The sequence below is a fragment of the Variovorax atrisoli 110B genome (assembly GCF_000382045.1).
GTDB classification, from domain to species: domain Bacteria; phylum Pseudomonadota; class Gammaproteobacteria; order Burkholderiales; family Burkholderiaceae_C; genus Variovorax; species Variovorax atrisoli.
Map to the genome: position 1 here is coordinate 512486 of NZ_KB907451.1, position 18522 is coordinate 531007.

Here is an 18522-nt window from a genome sequence, read left to right on the forward strand (position 1 = left end):
AGACTCGCCCGTGCCCGCCAAGAAAGCCCCGATTCCCACCGCCGAAGCCACGGCCGCCGCGCCGGCGAAGCCGTCGCCGCCGGGCTCCGGCCTGAGCCAGGTCCAGCGTGCGCTGCGCAAGCTCGGCCTCGTGCGCGACATCGACTTCGCGCTCTACCTGCCGATGCGCTACGAGGACGAGACGCGCATCGTGCGCATCGCCGACACGCGCGACGGCGACATGGCGCAGGTCGAGGGCGTGGTCACCGAATGCGAGGTGGTGTACCGTCCGCGCCGCCAGCTGATCGCGACCATCGACGATGGCAGCGACACCTGCCAGCTGCGCTTCTTCAACTTCTACCCTTCGCAGCAGAAGCAGCTCGCGGTGGGCGCACGGGTGCGCGTGCGTGGCGAGATGCGCGGCGGCTTCGTGGGGCGGCAGATCATGCATCCGACGGTGAAGGCGGCCGGCACCGCGCTGCCGAATGCGCTCACGCCGGTGTACTCGACGGTGGCCGGCCTCCCGCAGCCGGTGCTGCGGCGCGAGGTGCGCTCGGGCCTGGCGCGCGCGGTGCTCGACGAGACCGTTCCCGTGCAGATCGGTTTCCGCGGCGCGTGGAACCTGCGCGATTCGCTGACTTTCCTGCACTACCCGACGCCCGACGTGGCGATCGCCACGCTCGAAGACCACAGCCATCCCGCCTGGCAGCGCATCAAGGCGGAGGAACTGCTCGCGCAGCAGCTCTCGCAGCTGCAGGCGCGGATGGAGCGCGCGGCGCAGCGCGCTCCGGTGCTGCCGCCCGTTGCGCCCGAACCCGACGCGGCCTCGCTGCATTCGCAGCTGCTCGCCGTGCTGCCCTTCGGCCTCACGGGTGCGCAGCAGCGCGTCGGCGAGGAGATCACGCGCGACCTCGGCCGCGAGATCCCGATGCACCGCCTGCTGCAGGGCGACGTGGGCTCGGGCAAGACCGTGGTGGCCGCGCTCGCGGCGGCGCGTTGCATCGACGCGGGCTTCCAGTGTGCGCTGATGGCACCCACCGAGATCCTCGCCGCCCAGCACTTCGGCAAGCTCGTCGGCTGGCTCGATCCGCTGCTCGCCGCGCGCGGCCAGCGGGTGGCGTGGCTCACGGGCAGCCAGAAGAAGAAGGAGCGGGACGAGATGTCGGCGGCCGTTGAAAGCGGCCAGGCCGCGCTGGTCATCGGCACGCACGCGGTCATCTCCGAGAAGGTGCGCTTCAAGAGCCTCGCGCTGGCGATCATCGACGAGCAGCACCGCTTCGGCGTGGCGCAGCGGCTGGCGCTGCGCGGCAAGGCGGAAGGGCACCTCGAGCCCCACCTGCTCATGATGAGCGCCACGCCCATCCCGCGCACGCTGGCGATGAGCTACTACGCCGACCTCGACGTCTCCACGCTCGACGAGCTGCCGCCGGGCCGCACGCCCATCGTCACCAGGCTGGTGGCCGACCACCGGCGTGACGAGGTCATCGACCGCATCCATGCGCAGATCGCTCAGGGCCGGCAGGTGTACTGGGTCTGCCCGCTGATCGAGGAGAGCGAGGCCGTCGACCTGCGCAACGCCACGGAGACGCGCGACGAGCTGGCCGAGACGCTGGGCGAGCCCATCCAGGTCGGCCTGCTGCATTCGCGCATGCCCACGGCCGAGAAGCAGGCGGTGATGGCGGCCTTCACCGCCAACGAGATCCAGGTGCTGGTGAGCACCACGGTGATCGAAGTGGGCGTGGACGTGCCCAACGCCTCGCTGATGGTGATCGAGCATGCCGAGCGCTTCGGCCTCTCGCAGCTGCACCAGCTGCGCGGCCGCGTGGGGCGCGGCGCGGCGGCCTCGGCGTGCGTGCTGCTCTATGCGCCGGGCGACAGCGGCCGCGTCGGCGAGGCGGCGCGCGCGCGGCTAAAGGCGATGGCCGAGACCAGCGACGGCTTCGAGATCGCGCGGCGCGACCTCGAGATCCGCGGTCCCGGCGAATTCCTGGGCGCGCGCCAGTCGGGCGCGCCGCTGCTGCGCTTCGCCGACCTCACGACCGACACGCTGCTGCTCGACTGGGCCCGTGAACTTGCGCCGGTCATGCTGCGCAAGCACCCCGACCTCGCGCAGCGGCACATCGACCGCTGGCTGGGCACCAAGGCCGAGTACCTGAAGGCCTGAACCCGCTACGCCTGCGGGCGTAGCTGGCGCCACGCCCTAGCTGTCGATGCCGCCCTCGGGCATGCTGCGCGCATAGACCGCCAGCACGATGCGCTCGGAGTGCACCAGGTAGTCGTTGAGTGCTGCCGAGCCCTCGGCGAACTTGCCGGCCTCGATGAGCTCGAGCAGCTTCATGTTCATGTCGACGTAGGGCGCGTGCAGGAACTCCGGGTCCTTCAGCAGGCCGAAGGCCAGCCGCAGCTCGACCAGGATGTGCGCGAACAGGTTGTTCAGCCGCTCGCTGTCGGCCAGCTCCACGATGGCCATGTGGAATTCCATGTTGGCCGTGCCCACGCCCAGCCAGTCGCCGGCCTCGCGGCACTTCAGCGCCATCTCGACCGCCTCGCGCATGTGCTTCTTGGCCGGGTGGCGCGGGTAGGCCTGCGCCAGCGCCTGGCATTCGATGAGCCGGCGCACGCGGTAGATGTCGATGATCGACGCGATGCTCGGCACAGCCACGAACACGCCGCGGTTGGGTGCGTGCTTGAGCAGCCCTTCCTTGGTCAGCGTGCGGAACACCTCGCGCAGGGTGTTGCGCGAGATCTCGAAGCTGTCGGCCAGCGCGGCCTCCGACAGCCGCTGCCCCGGCGAGAACTCGCCTTTCACGATCTTCTGGCGGATCAGCTCCGCGACCCGGTCATTGAGCGTCTGTGCGCCCGCAGCGGCTGCGGGCGGGGCGGGAGAGGTCGTGGAGGCCGGAGGAGTCATGCCGAAAGCGCAGGGCAAGGGAGAGCGGGGGTGGAGGGCGGTGAAACCGGCCGTTTGTAGCAGGTTTTCCCGGGCCGGCCGCTCAAGGCCGGGCCCCGCCGCATGCACCAGACGGCGGCGCGCTCAGGGTTTTCATGGAGCCATGCGGGCACCTTTGTTGGGCACACTCGCATAAATTGTTCAACAATTTAATGGAAATGAGTGATTCAGTGGAAATGGATTGCTCATTCATTGGCACGCAGTTTGCAAGAAGCGGCCTGCCGGAGCTCCCGGCGCAAGGTGTCTCCGAATCACCCAACGAAAGACCAACATGACTCCTGACATCCCTCACCTCTGGCCGCTGATCGGCGTCGCCGTGATCATTGCGGGCTTCGTCCTGCGCTTCAATCCGATGCTGGTGGTGATCGTCACCGCCATCGCCACCGCGGCGGCGGCCGGCTTCGGCCCGATGGCGATCCTCACGGCCATCGGCAACGGCTTCATCAAGACGCGCAACCTGCCGCTGATCATTCTTCTGCCGCTGGCGGTGATCGGCCTGCTCGAGCGCCACGGCCTGCGCCAGCACGCGCAGAACTGGATCAGCCGCATCAAGTCGGCCACCGCCGGGCGCCTGCTGATCGTCTACCTGGCCGCGCGCGAACTCACCGCCGCCATGGGCCTGACCAGCCTGGGCGGCCATCCGCAGATGGTGCGGCCGCTGCTCGCGCCGATGGCCGAGGGCGCCACCGAGACGCGCTACGGCAAGCTGCCCGATCGCATCCGCCACAAGCTGCGGGCCTATGCGGCGGCCACCGACAACGTGGGCCTGTTCTTCGGCGAGGACATCTTCGTGGCCTTCGGCGCCATCGTGCTGATGACCACCTTCCTGCACGAGGCCGGCATCGACGTGGAGCCGCTGCACGTCGCGATGTGGGGCATCCCGACGGCCATCGCCGCCTTCATCATCCACGCCTGGCGCCTGCGCCGGCTCGACCAGGCGCTGGCGCGCGAACTCGACGGCAAGCCTGAAGTGCCCGCGGTTCCCTCGGTGCCCGCAACCCAGGAAGGCCGCTGATCATGATCCTCTCGATCCAGCACCTGTACATCCTGGTCGGCCTGATCCTCGCGATCACGGCTGTCATGACGCTGGCCGACCGCCAGCATCCCAAGCGCTACACCAGCGCGCTCTTCTGGGGCCTCTATTCGCTGGTCTTCCTGGTGGGTGACAAGCTGCCGCCCGCGCTGGTGGGCGTGGGCGCCATCGCCATGGCCGTCATCGCCGGCATGCGCGGCGTGGGCGCGGGCAAGCACAACGAGCCGACGCCCGCCCAGTACGAGGCCAGCGCCAGGCGCCTGGGCAACAAGCTCTTCATGCCGGCGCTGGCGATCCCGCTGGTCACCGTGATCGGCACGGTGCTCGTGAGCAAGGTCAAGATCGGCGACGCCTTCCTGCTCGATCCCAAGAACACCACGCTGGTGAGCCTGGGCGTGGGCTGCGTCGCGGCGCTGGCGCTGGCCTGCTGGCTGACGCGCGAGACGCCGGTGCAGGGCATGCGCGAGTCGCGCCGCCTGACCGACGCGCTGGGCTGGGCCGTGGTGCTGCCGCAGATGCTGGGCATGCTGGGGCTGGTGTTCTCCGACGCGGGCGTGGGCAAGGCGGTGGCGTACGTCACCACCAGCTACATCAACATGGACATCCGCTTCGTCGCGGTCGCGGTCTACGTGCTGGGCATGGCGCTCTTCACCATCATCATGGGCAACGGCTTCGCGGCTTTCCCGGTCATGACGGGCGGCGTGGGCGTGCCGGTGCTGGTGGGCGTGTACCACGGCGACCCGGCGGTGATGGCGGCCATCGGCATGTTCTCGGGCTACTGCGGGACGCTGATGACGCCGATGGCGGCCAACTTCAACATCGTGCCGGCGGCGTTGCTGGAGCTGCCCGACAAGAACGCGGTGATCCGCGTGCAGATACCGACCGCGGCCACGCTGCTGGTGGTCAACATCTTCCTGATGTACTTCCTGATGTTCCGCTGAGGCCCCTGCATGACCACCGATGACAAGGCACCCCGGGTGCTGGTCGCGGGCTTCGAGCCGTTCGAGAACGATCCCGTCAACCCCGCGTGGGAGATCGCCCGCGCGCTCGACGGCTGGCGCTGCGAAGGCACCGTGGTGCAGGCGCTGCAGCTGCCCTGCGTGTTCGGCCGCTCGATCCACGTGCTCGACGCCGCCATGGCAAGCATCGTGGAGAGCGGCAGGCCGCTGCCGCTGGTGCTGTGCATCGGCGCCGCGGGCGGACGCACCGAGATCTCGCTGGAGCGCGCCGCGCTGAACATCGACGACGCGCGCATTCCCGACAACGCCGGCCACCAGCCCATCGACACCGAGGTGGTGCCCGGCGGGCCGGCCGCCTACTTCACGGCGCTGCCGATCAAGGCCATGGTGCGCGACATGCGCGCGGCGGGGCTGCCCGCGGCGGTGTCCAACAGCGCCGGCACCTTCGTGTGCAACCACATCTTCTACGCGCTGATGCACCGCCTCGCGAGCTGGCCGATGCTGGCGCACGCGCGCGGCGGCTTCGTCCACGTGCCCTACCTGCCCGAGCAGGCCGCCTCCAAGCCGGGCGTGGCGAGCATGGCGCTGCAGACGCAGGTGGAAGCCTTCCGCGTGGCGATCCGCACCGCGCTGCTCGTGCGCGACGACGTGCGGGAGACGGCGGGCCGCCTCCACTGACCGACCTACTGAAGACCGAACGATGAACATCGACTTGAACAGCGACCTCGGCGAGAGCCTGGGCGCATGGCGCATGGGCGACGACGCCGCCATGCTTTCCCTCGTGAGCAGCGCCAACGTGGCCTGCGGCTTCCATGCCGGCGACCCGGCCGGCATCCTGCGCACGCTGCGCCAGGCGAAGGAGCGCGGCGTCGTCATCGGCGCGCACGTGGCCTACCGCGACCTCGTGGGCTTCGGCCGCCGCAACATGGACGTGGAGAGCGCCGACCTGCGCGCCGACGTGATCTACCAGATCGGCGCGCTCAAGGGCCTGGCCGCCGCGGCCGGCACCACGGTGCGCTACGTGAAGCCGCACGGCGCGCTCTACAACACCATCGCCCACGACGAGCGCCAGGCGCGCGACGTGATCGCCGCCATCCGCGAGATCGACGCCAGCCTCGTGCTGGTGGCGCTGGCGGGCTCTCCGCTGCTGGGCTGGGCGCGCGACGCGGGCCTGCGCGCGGTGGCCGAGGCCTTCGCCGACCGCGCCTACACGCCCAGGGGCACGCTGGTGTCGCGCCGCGAACCCGGTGCGGTGCTGCACGACGCCGAGGAGGTGGCCGCGCGCATGCTGCGGCTGGCTTCCGAAGGCGTGGTCACGGCCATCGACGGCAGCACGGTGCGCATCGAGGCCGAGTCGGTCTGCGTGCACGGCGACAGCCCCGGCGCTGTGGAGATGGCGCGCCGGGTGCGCGCGCTGCTGGAGCAGTCGGGCGTGGCGATCCGCTCCTTCGTGGACGCCGCATGACGACGATGCGCTTCCTGCCGGTCAACCTGAATGCGGTGCTGGTCGAGCTCGAAGACCTGCCGCAGACCCTCGCGCTGCTGGCCTCGCTGCGCGCCGAGCCCATCGCGGGCATCGAGGAACTGGTGCCCGCGGCGCGCACGCTGCTCATCACCTTCAGGCCGGCGGCCATCGCAGCCGACGAGCTCGCGCGGCAGGTCGGCGCGCGCAGCCTCGACGCGAGCGAGGCGCGCAGCGAAAGGCGCATCGAGATTCCCGTGCGCTACGACGGCGAGGACCTGGCCGAGGTGGCCGGGCTGCTCGGCATCACGCCCGACGAAGTGGTGCGCCGCCACACCGGCAGCGACTACACCGTCGCCTTCACCGGCTTCGCGCCGGGCTTCGCGTACCTCTCGGGCGGCGATTCGAGCCTGAACGTGCCGCGTCGCAAGGTGCCGCGCACGCGCATTCCCGCCGGCGCCGTCGGGCTCGCGGGCAGCTTCAGCGGCGTCTATCCGCAGGCCAGCCCGGGCGGCTGGCAGATCCTCGGCATCACCGACGCGCCGATGTGGGACCTCTCGCGCGAGACGCCCGCGCTGCTGCAGCCGGGCGATGCGGTGCGCTTCGTCGACGTGACCGGCCAGCCTCGCACGGAGGTGGAAGCCGCCGCCGCACCGGCGCAGCCGGCCGTGTCGAAGAGCGGCTGCGCCTTCGAGATCCGCGCTGCGGGCCTGCAGGCGCTGCTTCAGGATGGCGGCCGCCACGGCCAGGCGAAGCAGGGCGTGTCGGCTTCCGGCGCGATGGACCGGCGTTCGCTGCAGGCGGCCAACAGGCTCGTCGGCAATGCCTCCGACACCGCGTGCATCGAGGTCGCCTATGGCGGCTTCCAGCTCGCCTGCCGCGGCGATGCGGTGGTGGCGGTCACCGGCGCCGAAGGTCCGGTGACGCTGACCCGCGCCGACGGTGCCCAGTGGCCGCTGCCGCGCTACCAGCCCGTCGCGCTGGCCGAAGGCGACGTGCTCGCGCTCGGCGAGCCGACGGCCGGCATCCGCAGCTACATCGCGGTGCGCGGCGGCTTCGACATCGCGCCCGTGCTCGGCAGCCTCTCGAGCGACACGCTCGCGCGCGTCGGCCCCGCCGCCATCGCCGTGGGCGACGTGCTGCCCGTGCGCGCGGTGTCCGCCGGTGCGCTGGTCGGCGAGCCGGAAGCTCCGCCCACGGACCTGCCCACCGTGCGGGGGGAAGTCGTGCTCGACATCGTGCTCGGCCCGCGCACCGACTGGTTCACGCCCGACGCGGTCGAGCTGCTGTGCGGCCAGGCATGGACCGTCACGCCGCAGTCGAACCGCGTCGGCATCCGCCTGGCCGGCGAAGAGGCGCTGGCGCGCGCCAACCACGCCGAACTGCCCAGCGAGGGCACCGCGCGCGGCTCGATCCAGGTGCCTGCGAGCGGCCAGCCCGTGCTGTTCCTGGCCGACCATCCGCTGACGGGCGGCTATCCCGTGATCGCCTCCGTCGCCACCCATCACCTCGACCGCGCCGGGCAGATCCCCGTGAACGCGCGCGTCCGATTCAGGCCTATGGCCCAGTGAAAGCCTCCCCATGAAGAAAGTACTGATCGCCAACCGGGGCGAAATCGCCGTGCGCATCGCGCGCGCGTGTGCCGACCACGGCGTGAAATCCGTCGCCGTGTATGCCGACGCCGACCTGAATGCGCTGCATGCGCGCATGGCCGACGAGGCCTACGGACTCGACGGCAACAAGCCCGCCGACACCTACCTCAACATCGCCAAGCTGCTCGACGTGGCCGCGCGCAGCGGCGCCGACGCGGTGCATCCGGGCTACGGCTTCCTGTCGGAAAGCGCGGCCTTCGCGCAGGCCGTCATCGATGCCGGCCTCACCTGGATCGGCCCGCCGCCGGCCGCCATCGCGATGCTGGGCGACAAGGTGCAGGCCCGCAAGCTCGCGATGAAGGTCGGTGCGCCGCTGGTCGCGGGCACGGCCGACCCGGTGAAGGACGCGGGCGAGGTGCTTGCCTTCGCCGAGAAGCACGGGCTGCCGGTCGCGATCAAGGCCGCCTTTGGCGGCGGCGGGCGCGGCATCAAGGTGGCGTGGCGGCTCGACGAGGTCGAGGGGCTCTACGAATCGGCGGTGCGCGAAGCCGTGACTGCGTTCGGGCGCGGTGAGTGCTATGTCGAGCAGTTCCTCGACCGCCCCCGCCACGTCGAGGCGCAGGTGCTGGCCGACACGCACGGCAACGTGCTGGTGCTCGGGACGCGCGACTGCTCGCTGCAGCGGCGCAACCAGAAGCTGGTGGAAGAAGCGCCCGCGCCCTTCCTGAGCGACGCGCAGCGCGAGCGCATCCACCAGGCCGCGCGCGACATCTGCGCGGAGGCCGGCTACACCGGCGCGGGCACGGTCGAGTTCATGCTGAGTGCGAGCGGCGCGATCTCCTTTCTCGAAGTGAACACGCGTCTGCAGGTCGAGCATCCGGTGACGGAGGAAACCACCGGCATCGACCTCGTGATCGAGCAGTTGCGCATCGCCGAAGGCCTGCCGCTGCAGATCAGGCAGACGCCTGCGCCGCGCGGCCATGCCTTCGAGTTCCGCATCAACGCCGAGGACGTGGGTCGCGGCTTCCTGCCTTCGCCAGGGCCGGTGAAGGTGTTCGACGCGCCCTCGGGTCCGGGCGTGCGCGTCGATGCCGGCGTGGAGTCGGGCTCGCAGGTGCCGGGCACCTTCGACTCGCTGATGGCCAAGCTCATCGTCACCGGTGCCACGCGCGAGCAGGCCATCGCGCGAGCGCGCCGTGCACTCAAGGAGTTCCGCATCGAGGGCCTGCCGACGGTGCTGCCCTTCCATCGCGCGGTGATGGCGCATCCGGACTTCGTCTCGGGCGACGCCTTCAAGGTGCACACGCGCTGGATCGAGACCGACTTCGCCAACGGCGAGGCGCCGGCCCTGCGCCCCGATCCGCTGCCCGATGCCGCGCTGCTGCGCACGGCGATCGAGGTCGACGGGCGGCGCATGGCCGTGGGCCTGCCGGCGGTGCTGCTGAGCGGGCTCTCGTCGGCAGCAGGCGGTGCCGCGGCGGCTCCCGCGTCGCAGGCGCCCGCGGCGGATGCAGCCGCGGTGGCCGCGCCCGTCTCGGGCACGGTGCAGGCATGGAAGGTGGCCGACGGCGACGAGGTCGCCGAGGGCGCCGTCATCGCGGTGATGGAGGCGATGAAGATGGAGATGCAGGTGCTTGCGCATCGCGCAGGGCGCATCGCCATCTCGGTGGCCGCAGGCGGCTATGTGGCGGTCGGCGCCGCCATCGCGGCCATCGCCTGAAGGCCGCGGCATGACCAGCGGCAGCATCACGCGGCGCGGCTTCGCATGGCTCGCGTGCGGGGCCGGCGTTCTCCCGCCGGCCGCGTGGTCGGCGCAGGCCGTCGTATGGCGGCTGGCCACCGGCTATCCGGCGGAGAACTTCCACACCGCCAATCTCCTGGCGATGGCGAAGGAGGTCGAGGCCGCGACCGGCGGGCAGCTTCGCATCGAGGTCCATCCGGGCAACACGCTGTTCGCGCTCAACGCGATCCGCGCCGCCGTGCAGGAGGGCAAGGTGGAGGCCGGCGAAGCCATCATGAGCAGCCTCGCCGCCGACGTGCCGCTGGCGGGCGCCGATTCCGTTCCTTTCATCACGCGCAGCTATGCCGATGCGCAATTGCTGTGGCGCATCCAGCGTCCGCTGATCGAGCAGGACTTCGCGCAGCGCGGCATGCGCGTGCTCTATGCGGTGGCATGGCCGCCGCAGGGCCTCTTCTCGACGCGGCCGCTCGGCGGCGTGGGCGACCTGCGCGGCATGCGCATGCGCGCCTACAACGACACCACGGCGCGCATCGCGACGCTGATGGGCGCGGTGCCCGTCGACATTCCGGCCACCGGGCTCGGCAAGGCGCTGGCAGATGGCCGCATCGACTGCATGCTGACTTCCGCCGTGACCGGCGTGGAGAACCAGGCGTGGCAGTCGATGCGCCACTTCTACGACATCAACGCGTGGTTCCCCAAGAACCTCGTGTTCGTCAACGCCAGGGCGTGGGACGGGCTCGACCCGTCGTCGCGCAGCTCGCTGGCCGCCGCGTGCGCGGTCGCCGAGACGCGCGGATGGGCTCGCAGCGCAGAGGCCGCGGCCCGCTCGACGGACGAGCTGCGGCGCAATGGCATGAAGATCGAGCCGGTGCCCTTCCTGCTCGGGCGCGACCTGCAGCGCCTCGGCGAGAACTTTTCGCTGAACTGGGTCAAGCAGGTGGGCACGGCCGCCAACGGCATCTTCATTCCGTATTTCGAGAAGCGCTGAGACTGCGGGCGGAGGGAAAACCCTACGCCCAGGAGATGAAGTTGCTGCGTTGCAACATTCCATTTCCCGCGCTTGCGCTTGCGGTTACGACGAAAGCCATCGGATTTTTCGGCCGCGAATCGGGTGACCACTTCCCGATGAAATCTTTCTCTCTCACTCACCCACGTGAAATATTTTCAGCGGTCAGGCTGTCGCTGAAATTGTTGAAACAGCTTGTACATTGATTCGGAGTTTGCGAGTGTTTCCCGAGGGAAACACTCGATGTCGATTCAATTCAAGACGTGGAGAAGTTCATGAGCACGGTCGATCCCCTGGGTGCCGCACCGGTCCTCACAACGGGCCAGATGGCGATGTGGCTCGGCGCGAAGTTCGCCTCGCCCGACACCAACTTCAACCTCGCCGAAGCCATCGAGATCGAGGGCTGGATCGATCCCGACGTCTTCATGGCCGCGATGCGGCAGGTCACCGAGGAAGCCGAGGCCACGCGCCTGAGCTTCGTCGACACGGCCCAGGGCCCGCGGCAGGTGGTGGCGCCCGCCTTCACGGGCGAGATGCCCTTCCTGGACTTCAGCGGCGAGCCCGATCCTTCCGCTGCCGCCCGCGCCTGGATGCAGGCCGACTTCACGCGCAAGGACGACCTCGCGCGCGACCAGCTCTGGATATCGGCGCTGATCCGCCTCGCGGACGACCGCCACGTCTGGTACCACCGCAGCCATCACATCGTGCTCGACGGCTTCGGCGGCGGGCTCATCGCGCGACGCTTCGCCGACGTCTACAGCGCCCGCATCGCCGGCACGGAAGCGCCCGAGGCATCGCGCCTCGCGTCCATTTCGCAATTGATGGAGGAAGACAGGGCCTATCGCGAATCGGGGCGCTTCCCGCGCGACCGGCAGTACTGGACCGAGCGTTTCGCCGATGCACCCGATCCGCTGAGCCTGGCCTCGCAGCGCTCGGTGAACGTGGGCGGCCTGCTGCGCCAGACCGCGTACCTGCCGGCCGAAAGCGTGCGGGCGCTGGCCGGCATCGCGCAGCAGCTGGGCGCCACGCTGCCGCAGATCCTCATCGCCACCACCGCCGCCTACCTCTACCGCGCCACCGGCGTCGAGGACATGGTGATCGGCATCCCCGTCACCGCGCGCCACAACGACCGCATGCGCCGCGTGCCCGCGATGGTGGCCAACGCGCTGCCGCTGCGCCTCGCGATGCGCCCCGACCTGCCGGTGAGCGAGCTGATCGCGGAGGTGGGGCGGCAGATGCGGCAGGTGCTGCGGCACCAGTCGTACCGCTACGAGCACCTGCGCAGCGACCTCAACATGCTGGTGAACAACCGGCAGCTCTTCACCACCGTGGTCAACGTCGAGCCCTTCGACTACGACTTCCGCTTCGCCGGCCACGCCGCATGGCCGCGCAACCTGTCCAACGGCACGGCCGAGGACCTGGGCATCTTCCTGTACGAACGCGGCAACGGGCAGGACCTGCAGATCGACTTCGACGCCAACCCCGCGATCCACACCGCGCAGTCGCTGGCCGACCACCAGCGCCGGCTGCTGGCCTTCATGACCGCGGTGATCCGCCAGCCCGCGCAGGCCGTCGGCCAGGTCGACCTGCTCGATGCCGCCGAGCGCGAGCGGCTGCTGATGAGCTGGAACGACACGGCGCAAGCGGTTCCCGATACGAACCTCGTCGCGCTCATCGAGGCACGGCTTGCCGCCAATCCGGACGGCGTTGCGCTGCGCTTCGAGGGCGAGGCGATGAGCAACCGGGAGCTCGACCGCCGCGCCAATCGCCTTGCACAGCTGCTGCGCGCGCATGGCGCGGGCCCGGAGCGCACCGTGGCGCTGGCCATTCCGCGCTCCTTCGAGCTGATGGTGGCGCTGCTCGCCACGCTGAAGACCGGCGCCGCCTACCTGCCGGTGGACCCCGACTTTCCGCAGGACCGCATCGCCTTCATGCTCGGCGACGCGCGGCCCGCCTGCCTCGTCACCACCGCCGCGCTCGCGGAGTCGCTGCCGGCAGATGTGCCGAAGCTTCTGCTCGATGTAGCGCAAACGTTTGCTGCACTGGCGAATAGCGACGATGCAACGCCCGCCGTGGCCATCGACCCCGCGCATCCGGCCTACGTGATCTACACCTCGGGCTCCACCGGCAAGCCCAAGGGCGCGGTGGTGTCGCACCGCGCCATCGTCAATCGCCTGCAGTGGATGCAGGACCGCTACCGCCTGAAGGCCGACGACCGCGTGCTGCAGAAGACGCCGTCGAGCTTCGACGTGTCGGTGTGGGAATTCTTCTGGCCGCTGATCGACGGCGCCACGCTGGTGCTCGCGAAGCCCGGCGGCCACAAGGACGCGGCCTACCTCGCGGGCCTGATCGCCGCCGAGGGCATCACCACCGCGCACTTCGTTCCGTCGATGCTGGAAGTGTTCCTGCTCGAGCCGAAGGCGCGCGAGTGCGCCTCACTGCGGCGCGTGATCTGCAGCGGCGAGGCGCTGTCGCCCGCGCTGGTGGCGCAGTTCCAGCAGCAGCTTCCTTGCGAGCTGCACAACCTCTACGGGCCGACCGAGGCCGCGGTCGACGTCACCTCGTGGGAATGCCCGCGCGATGCCGGCGAGGCGAAGTCTCCGAAGGGCAGCGTGCCCATCGGCCGGCCGATCTGGAACACGCAGATGCACGTGCTCGACAGCGGCCTGCAGCCCGTGCCGCCCGGTGCCGCCGGCGAGCTCTACATCGCGGGTGTCGGCCTGGCGCGCGGCTATCTCGAGCGCCCGCTGCTGAGCGCCGAGCGCTTCGTGGCCAACCCCTACGGCGAGCCCGGCAGCCGCATGTACCGCACCGGCGACCTCGCGCGCTGGCGCGAGGACGGCAGCCTCGACTTTCTGGGCCGCGCGGACCAGCAGGTGAAGATCCGCGGCCTGCGCATCGAGCCCGGCGAGATCGAATCGGCGCTGCTGCGGCATCCGCAGGTCGCACAGTCGGCGGTGGTCGCACGCGAGGACGTGCCGGGCGAGAAGCGCCTCGTGGCCTACGTGGTTGCCGCCGAGGGAGCCGATCCGCAGGCGGCCGATCTGCGCACCCACCTTGCGCAGTCGCTGCCCGAGTACATGGTGCCTTCGGCCTTCGTCAACGTGCCGGCGCTTCCGCTGGGCCCCAGCGGCAAGCTCGACCGCCGCGCGCTGCCCGCGCCCGAGCTGCAGGCGGCCACGCCCTACGTGGCGCCGCGCACGCACACCGAGAAGATCCTCGCGCGCCTCTGGGCCGAGACGCTGCACCTGCCGCGCGTGGGCATCGAGGACAACTTCTTCGAGCTCGGCGGGCACTCGCTGATGATCGTGCAGCTGATCTCGATGATCCGGCAGCAGTTCATGATCGACCTGCCGCTGGACACGCTGTTCCAGGTCTCCACCATCGCCGGCCTCGCCGAGCTGCTCGACCAGGCATCGCAGGCGCGCCCGAGCCTCGTGCCGATGCCGCGGCCGGCGCGCATCCCGCTGTCGTTCGCGCAGCGCCGCCTGTGGCTGATGAACCAGCTGGAGAACGCCAACCCCGCCTACAACATGCCGCTGGCGCTGCGCCTGTCGGGCACGCTCGACCGCGCCGCGCTGCAGTCGGCGCTCGACGACCTGGTGCAGCGCCACGAGAGCCTGCGCACCATCTACCCGAGCGAGGACGGGCTGCCCCACCAGCACATCCTCGAGGGCGAGCTGGCCCGCGCGCTGCTGGTCGAGGCCGACAGCAGCGAAGACGAGATCGCCGCGCAGCTGCATGCCGCCGCCCGCGTCGGCTTCGACCTCGGCACCACCGCGCCGCTGCGCCCGCAGCTCTTCAGGCTGGCCGACGACGAGCACGTGCTGCTGCTGCTCACCCACCATATCGTGGGCGACGGCGCCTCGCTGCTGCCGCTGGCGCGCGACCTCAGCGTGGCCTACGCCGCGCGCAGCGAAGGCAATGCGCCTGGCTGGGCGCCTTTGCCGCTGCAGTACGCCGACTACGCGCTGTGGCAGCAGGAGCTGCTGGGCAGCGAGGACGACCCCGAGAGCATGGCCGGCCGCCAGCGCGAGTTCTGGCGCGAGACCCTGCGCGACCTGCCCGAGCGGCTGAGCCTGCCGGTCGACCGCCCGCATCCGGCCGTGCCGAGCTACCGCGGCGACGTGGTGCCGCTGCTGATTCCGCCGCAGGTGCACGAGCGCATGCTGCAGCTCGCGCGCGATGGGCAAGCCAGCGTCTTCATGGTGCTGCAGGCCGCGCTCGCGGGACTGCTCAACCGGCTGGGTGCAGGAGACGACATCGTCATCGGAACGCCGGTGGCAGGCCGCAGCGACCACGCGCTGGACGAGCTCATCGGCTGCTTCGTCAACGCGCTGGTGCTGCGCACCGACCTCGCGGGCCAGCCGAGCCTGCGCGAGCTGGTCGCGCGGGTGCGCGCCACCAACCTCGCGGCCTATGCGAACCAGGAGTTCCCGTACGACCGCATCGTGGAGCTGCTGCGTCCACAGCGCGGCGGGGCGAACCTGCCGCTGTTCCAGGTGATGCTGGGCTTCCAGAGCGGCAGCAACCGGCTTTCATTCGGGCTGCCGGGCCTGTCGATCACGCCGCAGCCGGTGGAGGTGGACACGGCCAAGTTCGACCTGTCCTTCATCCTCGACGAGCAGCGCGGCGCCGACGGGCTGCCCGGCGGCATCGCGGGCGGCATCCAGTACAGCACTGACATCTTCGACCGCGCGACCGTCGAGGCCATCGGCGAGCGGCTGGTGCGCCTGCTGGAGCAGGCCTGCGACGCGCCCGATGCAGCGCTGAACGGCCTGGACATCCTCGGCGAGGAAGAGCGCCATCGGCTGCTGGCCGACTGGAGCGGCAGGAGCACCGGCGCGCGCGACGACATCGCGCCGCTCACGCTCGCAGCCATGGTCGAGGCGCATGCCGCCGCGCGCCCGCATGCGGCGGCCGTGGTGCTCGACGACGCTTGCGTCGTGAGCTATGCATCGCTCGACCTGCGCGCCAACAGGCTCGCTCATCTGCTGCGCGGGCGGGGCGTCGGCACAGGCGACATCGTCGCCACGGTGCTGCCGCGTTCGCTCGACCTCGTGGTGGCGCACCTGGCGATCGTGAAGGCCGGTGCCGCCTACCTGCCCATCGATCCGAACCACATGGCCGGCCGAAGCGCCTTCGTGTTCGAGGAGGCCGCGCCCACCGCGGTGCTGACGCACGCGTCGCTGCTGCCGGAGCTGTTCGGCATTCCGCACTGTCTCGCGCTCGACGGCGACGAGACCGTCGCCGCGCTGGCGATCCAGCAGGACGGGCCCGTGGCGCAGCCGCGCGCGGCCGATCCGCGCGACGCTGCCTACGTGATCTACACCTCGGGCTCCACCGGCAAGCCCAAGGGCGTGGTGGTGCCGCACCAGGGCCTCGCAAGCCTGGGCGCCTCGATGGCGCAGCGCTTCGCCATCGACCACGGCTCGCGCGTGCTGCAGTTCTCCTCCAGCGGCTTCGACGCCTCGGTGATGGACATGCTGATGGCCTTCCATGCCGGCGCCGCGCTGGTGGTGCCTTCGGCTCAGCAGGTGCTGGGCGCCGAGCTGGGCGCGCTGATCGAGAGGCTGGCCGTGAGCCACGCGCTGATTCCTCCGGCCGCGCTCGCGACGCTGCCCGAGGGCGCGTACCCATGCCTGCAGACGGTGGTGGTCGGCGGCGATGCCTGCTCCGCCGAGCTGGCCGCGCGCTGGTCCAGGGGCCGCCGCATGATCAATGCCTACGGCCCGACCGAGATCACCATCTGCGCGAGCACCAGCGCGCCGATGAACGGCCACGAGCCGCCCAGCATCGGCACGCCGGTGTGGAACACGCGCGTGTACGTGCTCGACGACGCGCTGCAGCCGGTGCCGCCCGGCGTGGCGGGCGAGCTCTACATCGCGGGCAGCGGCGTCGCGCGCGGCTACCTGAACCGCGCGCTGCCGAGCGCCGAGCGCTTCGTCGCAGATCCCTTCGGCGAGCCCGGCAGCCGCATGTACCGCAGCGGCGATCTCGTGCGCTGGCGCAACGACGGCAGCCTCGACTTCATGGGGCGCGCCGACCAGCAGGTGAAGATCCGCGGCTACCGCATCGAGCCCGGCGAGATCGAATCGGTGCTGCTGCGCCATCCGCAGGTGACGCAGGCGGCCGTCATCGCGCGCGAGGACGTGCCGGGCGAGAAGCGCCTGGTGGCCTACGTGGTGGCGTCGTCCGATCCGCAGCCGGCGGAACTGCGTGCCCACATGGCGCAGTCGCTGCCCGACTACATGGTGCCCTCGGCCTTCGTGCACCTGCCTTTCCTGCCGTTGACGCAAAGCGGCAAGCTCGACCGCAGGGCGCTGCCCCTGCCGGGACAGCAGGCCGCATCGGCGTACGCCGAGCCGCGCACCGCCACCGAAAGGCAGCTCGCCGCGCTGTGGGCCGAGACGCTGCACCTGGAGCGCGCGGGCATTCACGACAACTTCTTCGAGCTCGGCGGCCATTCGCTGATGGCCATCCAGCTCGGCATGCGCATCCGCCAGCAGGTGCGCGCGGACTTCCCGCATGCCGAGGTCTACAACCGCCCGACCGTCGCGGCGCTGGCCGCATGGCTGGACGACAACACGGCCGGCGCCGAGGCCCTGGACCTGTCCCGCGAACTCGACCTGCCCGCGCACATCCGCAGGCAGGACACCGCGCCGCCACTGGCCGCCAGGCGCGTGTTCCTCACCGGCGCCAGCGGCTTCGTCGGCAGCCACCTGCTGGCAGCGCTGCTGCGCGACACCACCGCTCGCGTGGTCTGCCACGTGCGTGCCGCCGACGAGGAAGCCGGCAGGCGCCGCCTGCAGCTCACGCTGGCGCAGCGGCAGCTGGGCGCGATCTGGGACGACGCGCGCATCGAAGTGGTGACCGGCGACCTCGGCAAGCCGAACCTGGGCCTGGACGACCGCGCGGTGCGGCTGGTGCGCGAGGACTGCGACGCCATCTACCACTGCGCGGCGCAGGTGGACTTCCTGCATCCCTACGCGAGCCTGAAGCCGGCCAACGTCGACAGCGTGGTCACGCTGCTCGAGTGGACCGCGCAGGGCCGACCGAAGAGCATGCATTACGTCTCCACGCTGGCGGTGATCGACCAGAACAACGGCAGGGAAGGCGCCACCGTCACCGAGCAGTCGGCGCTGGCATCTTGGCGCGGGCTGGTCGACGGCTACAGCCAGAGCAAGTGGGTGGGCGACGCGCTGGCGCGCGAGGCGCAGTCGCGCGGCATGCCGGTGGCGATCTACCGCCTGGGCGCGGTCACCGGCGACCACACGCACGCGATCTGCAACGCCGACGACCTGATCTGGCGCGTGGCGCATCTCTATGCCGACCTCGAAGCCATTCCCGACATGGACCTGCCGCTGAACCTCACGCCGGTGGACGACGTGGCGCGCGCCATCCTCGGCCTTGCGGCGCTGCAGTCGTCGTGGGGCCAGGTGTTCCACCTGACGAGCCAGGAGGCGCTGCGGGTGCGCGACATTCCGGCCGTGTTCGAGCGGCTCGGCATGCGGCTCGAACCCGTCGGGCTCGAACCGTGGCTGCAGCGTGCCCACGCGAGGCTCGCGGTGGGGCAGGACCGCGACCTCGCGGCCGTGCTGGCGATCCTCGACCGCTACGACACCTCGGCCACACCGCCGAAGGTGAGCGGGGAGGCCACGCATGCGCAGCTGCAGGCCATCGGCGCCGCGATCCGCCCGGTGGACCGCGACCTGCTGCAGCGCTACTTCGTCGACCTGGGCATCGACACCAAGGCGCGCAGCGCGGCCGTCGAGACCCGCGCATCGCAGGTGGCCTGAG

Annotated in this window: 11 protein-coding genes; 10 read left to right on the plus strand and 1 reads right to left on the minus strand. The window is 70.7% G+C overall.

The features are described 5' to 3' along the window. The first annotated feature begins 10 nt into the window (after positions 1 to 10). The gene (gene recG / locus G369_RS0110430; protein WP_020723025.1) at positions 11 to 2143 is read left to right on the plus strand and encodes an ATP-dependent DNA helicase RecG; all 2133 of its coding nucleotides are present in this window, start codon (positions 11 to 13) and stop codon (positions 2141 to 2143) included. A gap of 36 nt (positions 2144 to 2179) precedes the next feature. On the opposite strand, the gene G369_RS0110435 is transcribed toward recG, so the two are convergent. Then, positions 2180 to 2890 carry a GntR family transcriptional regulator gene (locus G369_RS0110435; protein ID WP_019653949.1) on the minus strand — a complete coding sequence of 237 codons (711 nt, stop codon included), beginning with the start codon at positions 2888 to 2890 and terminating at the stop codon, positions 2180 to 2182. Positions 2891 to 3200: 310 nt separating this feature from the next. Between G369_RS0110435 and G369_RS0110440 the strand changes: the two genes are divergently transcribed. The 9 genes from G369_RS0110440 to G369_RS0110475 all read left to right on the plus strand — a co-directional run bounded on the left by G369_RS0110440 (position 3201) and on the right by G369_RS0110475 (position 18521). Continuing rightward, a complete protein-coding gene (locus tag G369_RS0110440) occupies positions 3201 to 3944 on the plus strand; it encodes a DUF969 domain-containing protein (RefSeq protein ID WP_026346307.1) in 744 nt (247 codons plus the stop codon). A gap of 2 nt (positions 3945 to 3946) precedes the next feature. Then, positions 3947 to 4903 carry a DUF979 domain-containing protein gene (locus G369_RS0110445; RefSeq protein ID WP_019653951.1) on the plus strand — a complete coding sequence of 319 codons (957 nt, stop codon included), beginning with the start codon at positions 3947 to 3949 and terminating at the stop codon, positions 4901 to 4903. A gap of 9 nt (positions 4904 to 4912) precedes the next feature. Beyond that, positions 4913 to 5599 carry a pyroglutamyl-peptidase I gene (gene pcp / locus G369_RS0110450; RefSeq protein WP_019653952.1) on the plus strand — a complete coding sequence of 229 codons (687 nt, stop codon included), beginning with the start codon at positions 4913 to 4915 and terminating at the stop codon, positions 5597 to 5599. A 22-nt stretch (positions 5600 to 5621) separates the two neighbouring features. Further along, entirely contained in the window at positions 5622 to 6386 is a 765-nt protein-coding gene (locus G369_RS0110455) for a LamB/YcsF family protein (protein WP_019653953.1), read from the plus strand. Positions 6387 to 6391: 5 nt separating this feature from the next. Continuing rightward, positions 6392 to 7954 carry a 5-oxoprolinase subunit B/C family protein gene (locus G369_RS0110460; RefSeq protein ID WP_026346308.1) on the plus strand — a complete coding sequence of 521 codons (1563 nt, stop codon included), beginning with the start codon at positions 6392 to 6394 and terminating at the stop codon, positions 7952 to 7954. Positions 7955 to 7964: 10 nt separating this feature from the next. After that, a complete protein-coding gene (locus G369_RS0110465) occupies positions 7965 to 9695 on the plus strand; it encodes an acetyl/propionyl/methylcrotonyl-CoA carboxylase subunit alpha (protein ID WP_019653955.1) in 1731 nt (576 codons plus the stop codon). 10 nt (positions 9696 to 9705) lie between these two features. Further along, positions 9706 to 10704 (plus strand): TRAP transporter substrate-binding protein, encoded by a 999-nt coding sequence (locus tag G369_RS0110470; RefSeq protein WP_020723026.1) that lies wholly within the window; start codon positions 9706 to 9708, stop codon positions 10702 to 10704. 35 nt (positions 10705 to 10739) lie between these two features. Then, on the plus strand, positions 10740 to 10928 hold the full coding sequence (locus tag G369_RS38530; protein ID WP_157773677.1) for a hypothetical protein: 189 nt from the start codon (positions 10740 to 10742) through the stop codon (positions 10926 to 10928). A 69-nt stretch (positions 10929 to 10997) separates the two neighbouring features. Then, entirely contained in the window at positions 10998 to 18521 is a 7524-nt protein-coding gene (locus G369_RS0110475) for a non-ribosomal peptide synthetase (protein ID WP_038114390.1), read from the plus strand. Position 18522 lies beyond the last annotated feature (1 nt).

Excerpts from the sequence above, each read along its gene's own strand:
- G369_RS0110435 (WP_019653949.1), bottom strand. The coding sequence starts at position 2,890 with ATGACTCCTCCGGCCTCCACGACCTCTCCCGCCCCGCCCGCAGCCGCT.
- G369_RS0110440 (WP_026346307.1), top strand. The coding sequence starts at position 3,201 with ATGACTCCTGACATCCCTCACCTCTGGCCGCTGATCGGCGTCGCCGTG.
- G369_RS0110445 (WP_019653951.1), top strand. The coding sequence starts at position 3,947 with ATGATCCTCTCGATCCAGCACCTGTACATCCTGGTCGGCCTGATCCTC.
- pcp (WP_019653952.1), top strand. The coding sequence starts at position 4,913 with ATGACCACCGATGACAAGGCACCCCGGGTGCTGGTCGCGGGCTTCGAG.
- G369_RS0110455 (WP_019653953.1), top strand. The coding sequence starts at position 5,622 with ATGAACATCGACTTGAACAGCGACCTCGGCGAGAGCCTGGGCGCATGG.
- G369_RS0110460 (WP_026346308.1), top strand. The coding sequence starts at position 6,392 with ATGCGCTTCCTGCCGGTCAACCTGAATGCGGTGCTGGTCGAGCTCGAA.
- G369_RS0110465 (WP_019653955.1), top strand. The coding sequence starts at position 7,965 with ATGAAGAAAGTACTGATCGCCAACCGGGGCGAAATCGCCGTGCGCATC.
- G369_RS0110470 (WP_020723026.1), top strand. The coding sequence starts at position 9,706 with ATGACCAGCGGCAGCATCACGCGGCGCGGCTTCGCATGGCTCGCGTGC.
- G369_RS38530 (WP_157773677.1), top strand. The coding sequence starts at position 10,740 with ATGAAGTTGCTGCGTTGCAACATTCCATTTCCCGCGCTTGCGCTTGCG.
- G369_RS0110475 (WP_038114390.1), top strand. The coding sequence starts at position 10,998 with ATGAGCACGGTCGATCCCCTGGGTGCCGCACCGGTCCTCACAACGGGC.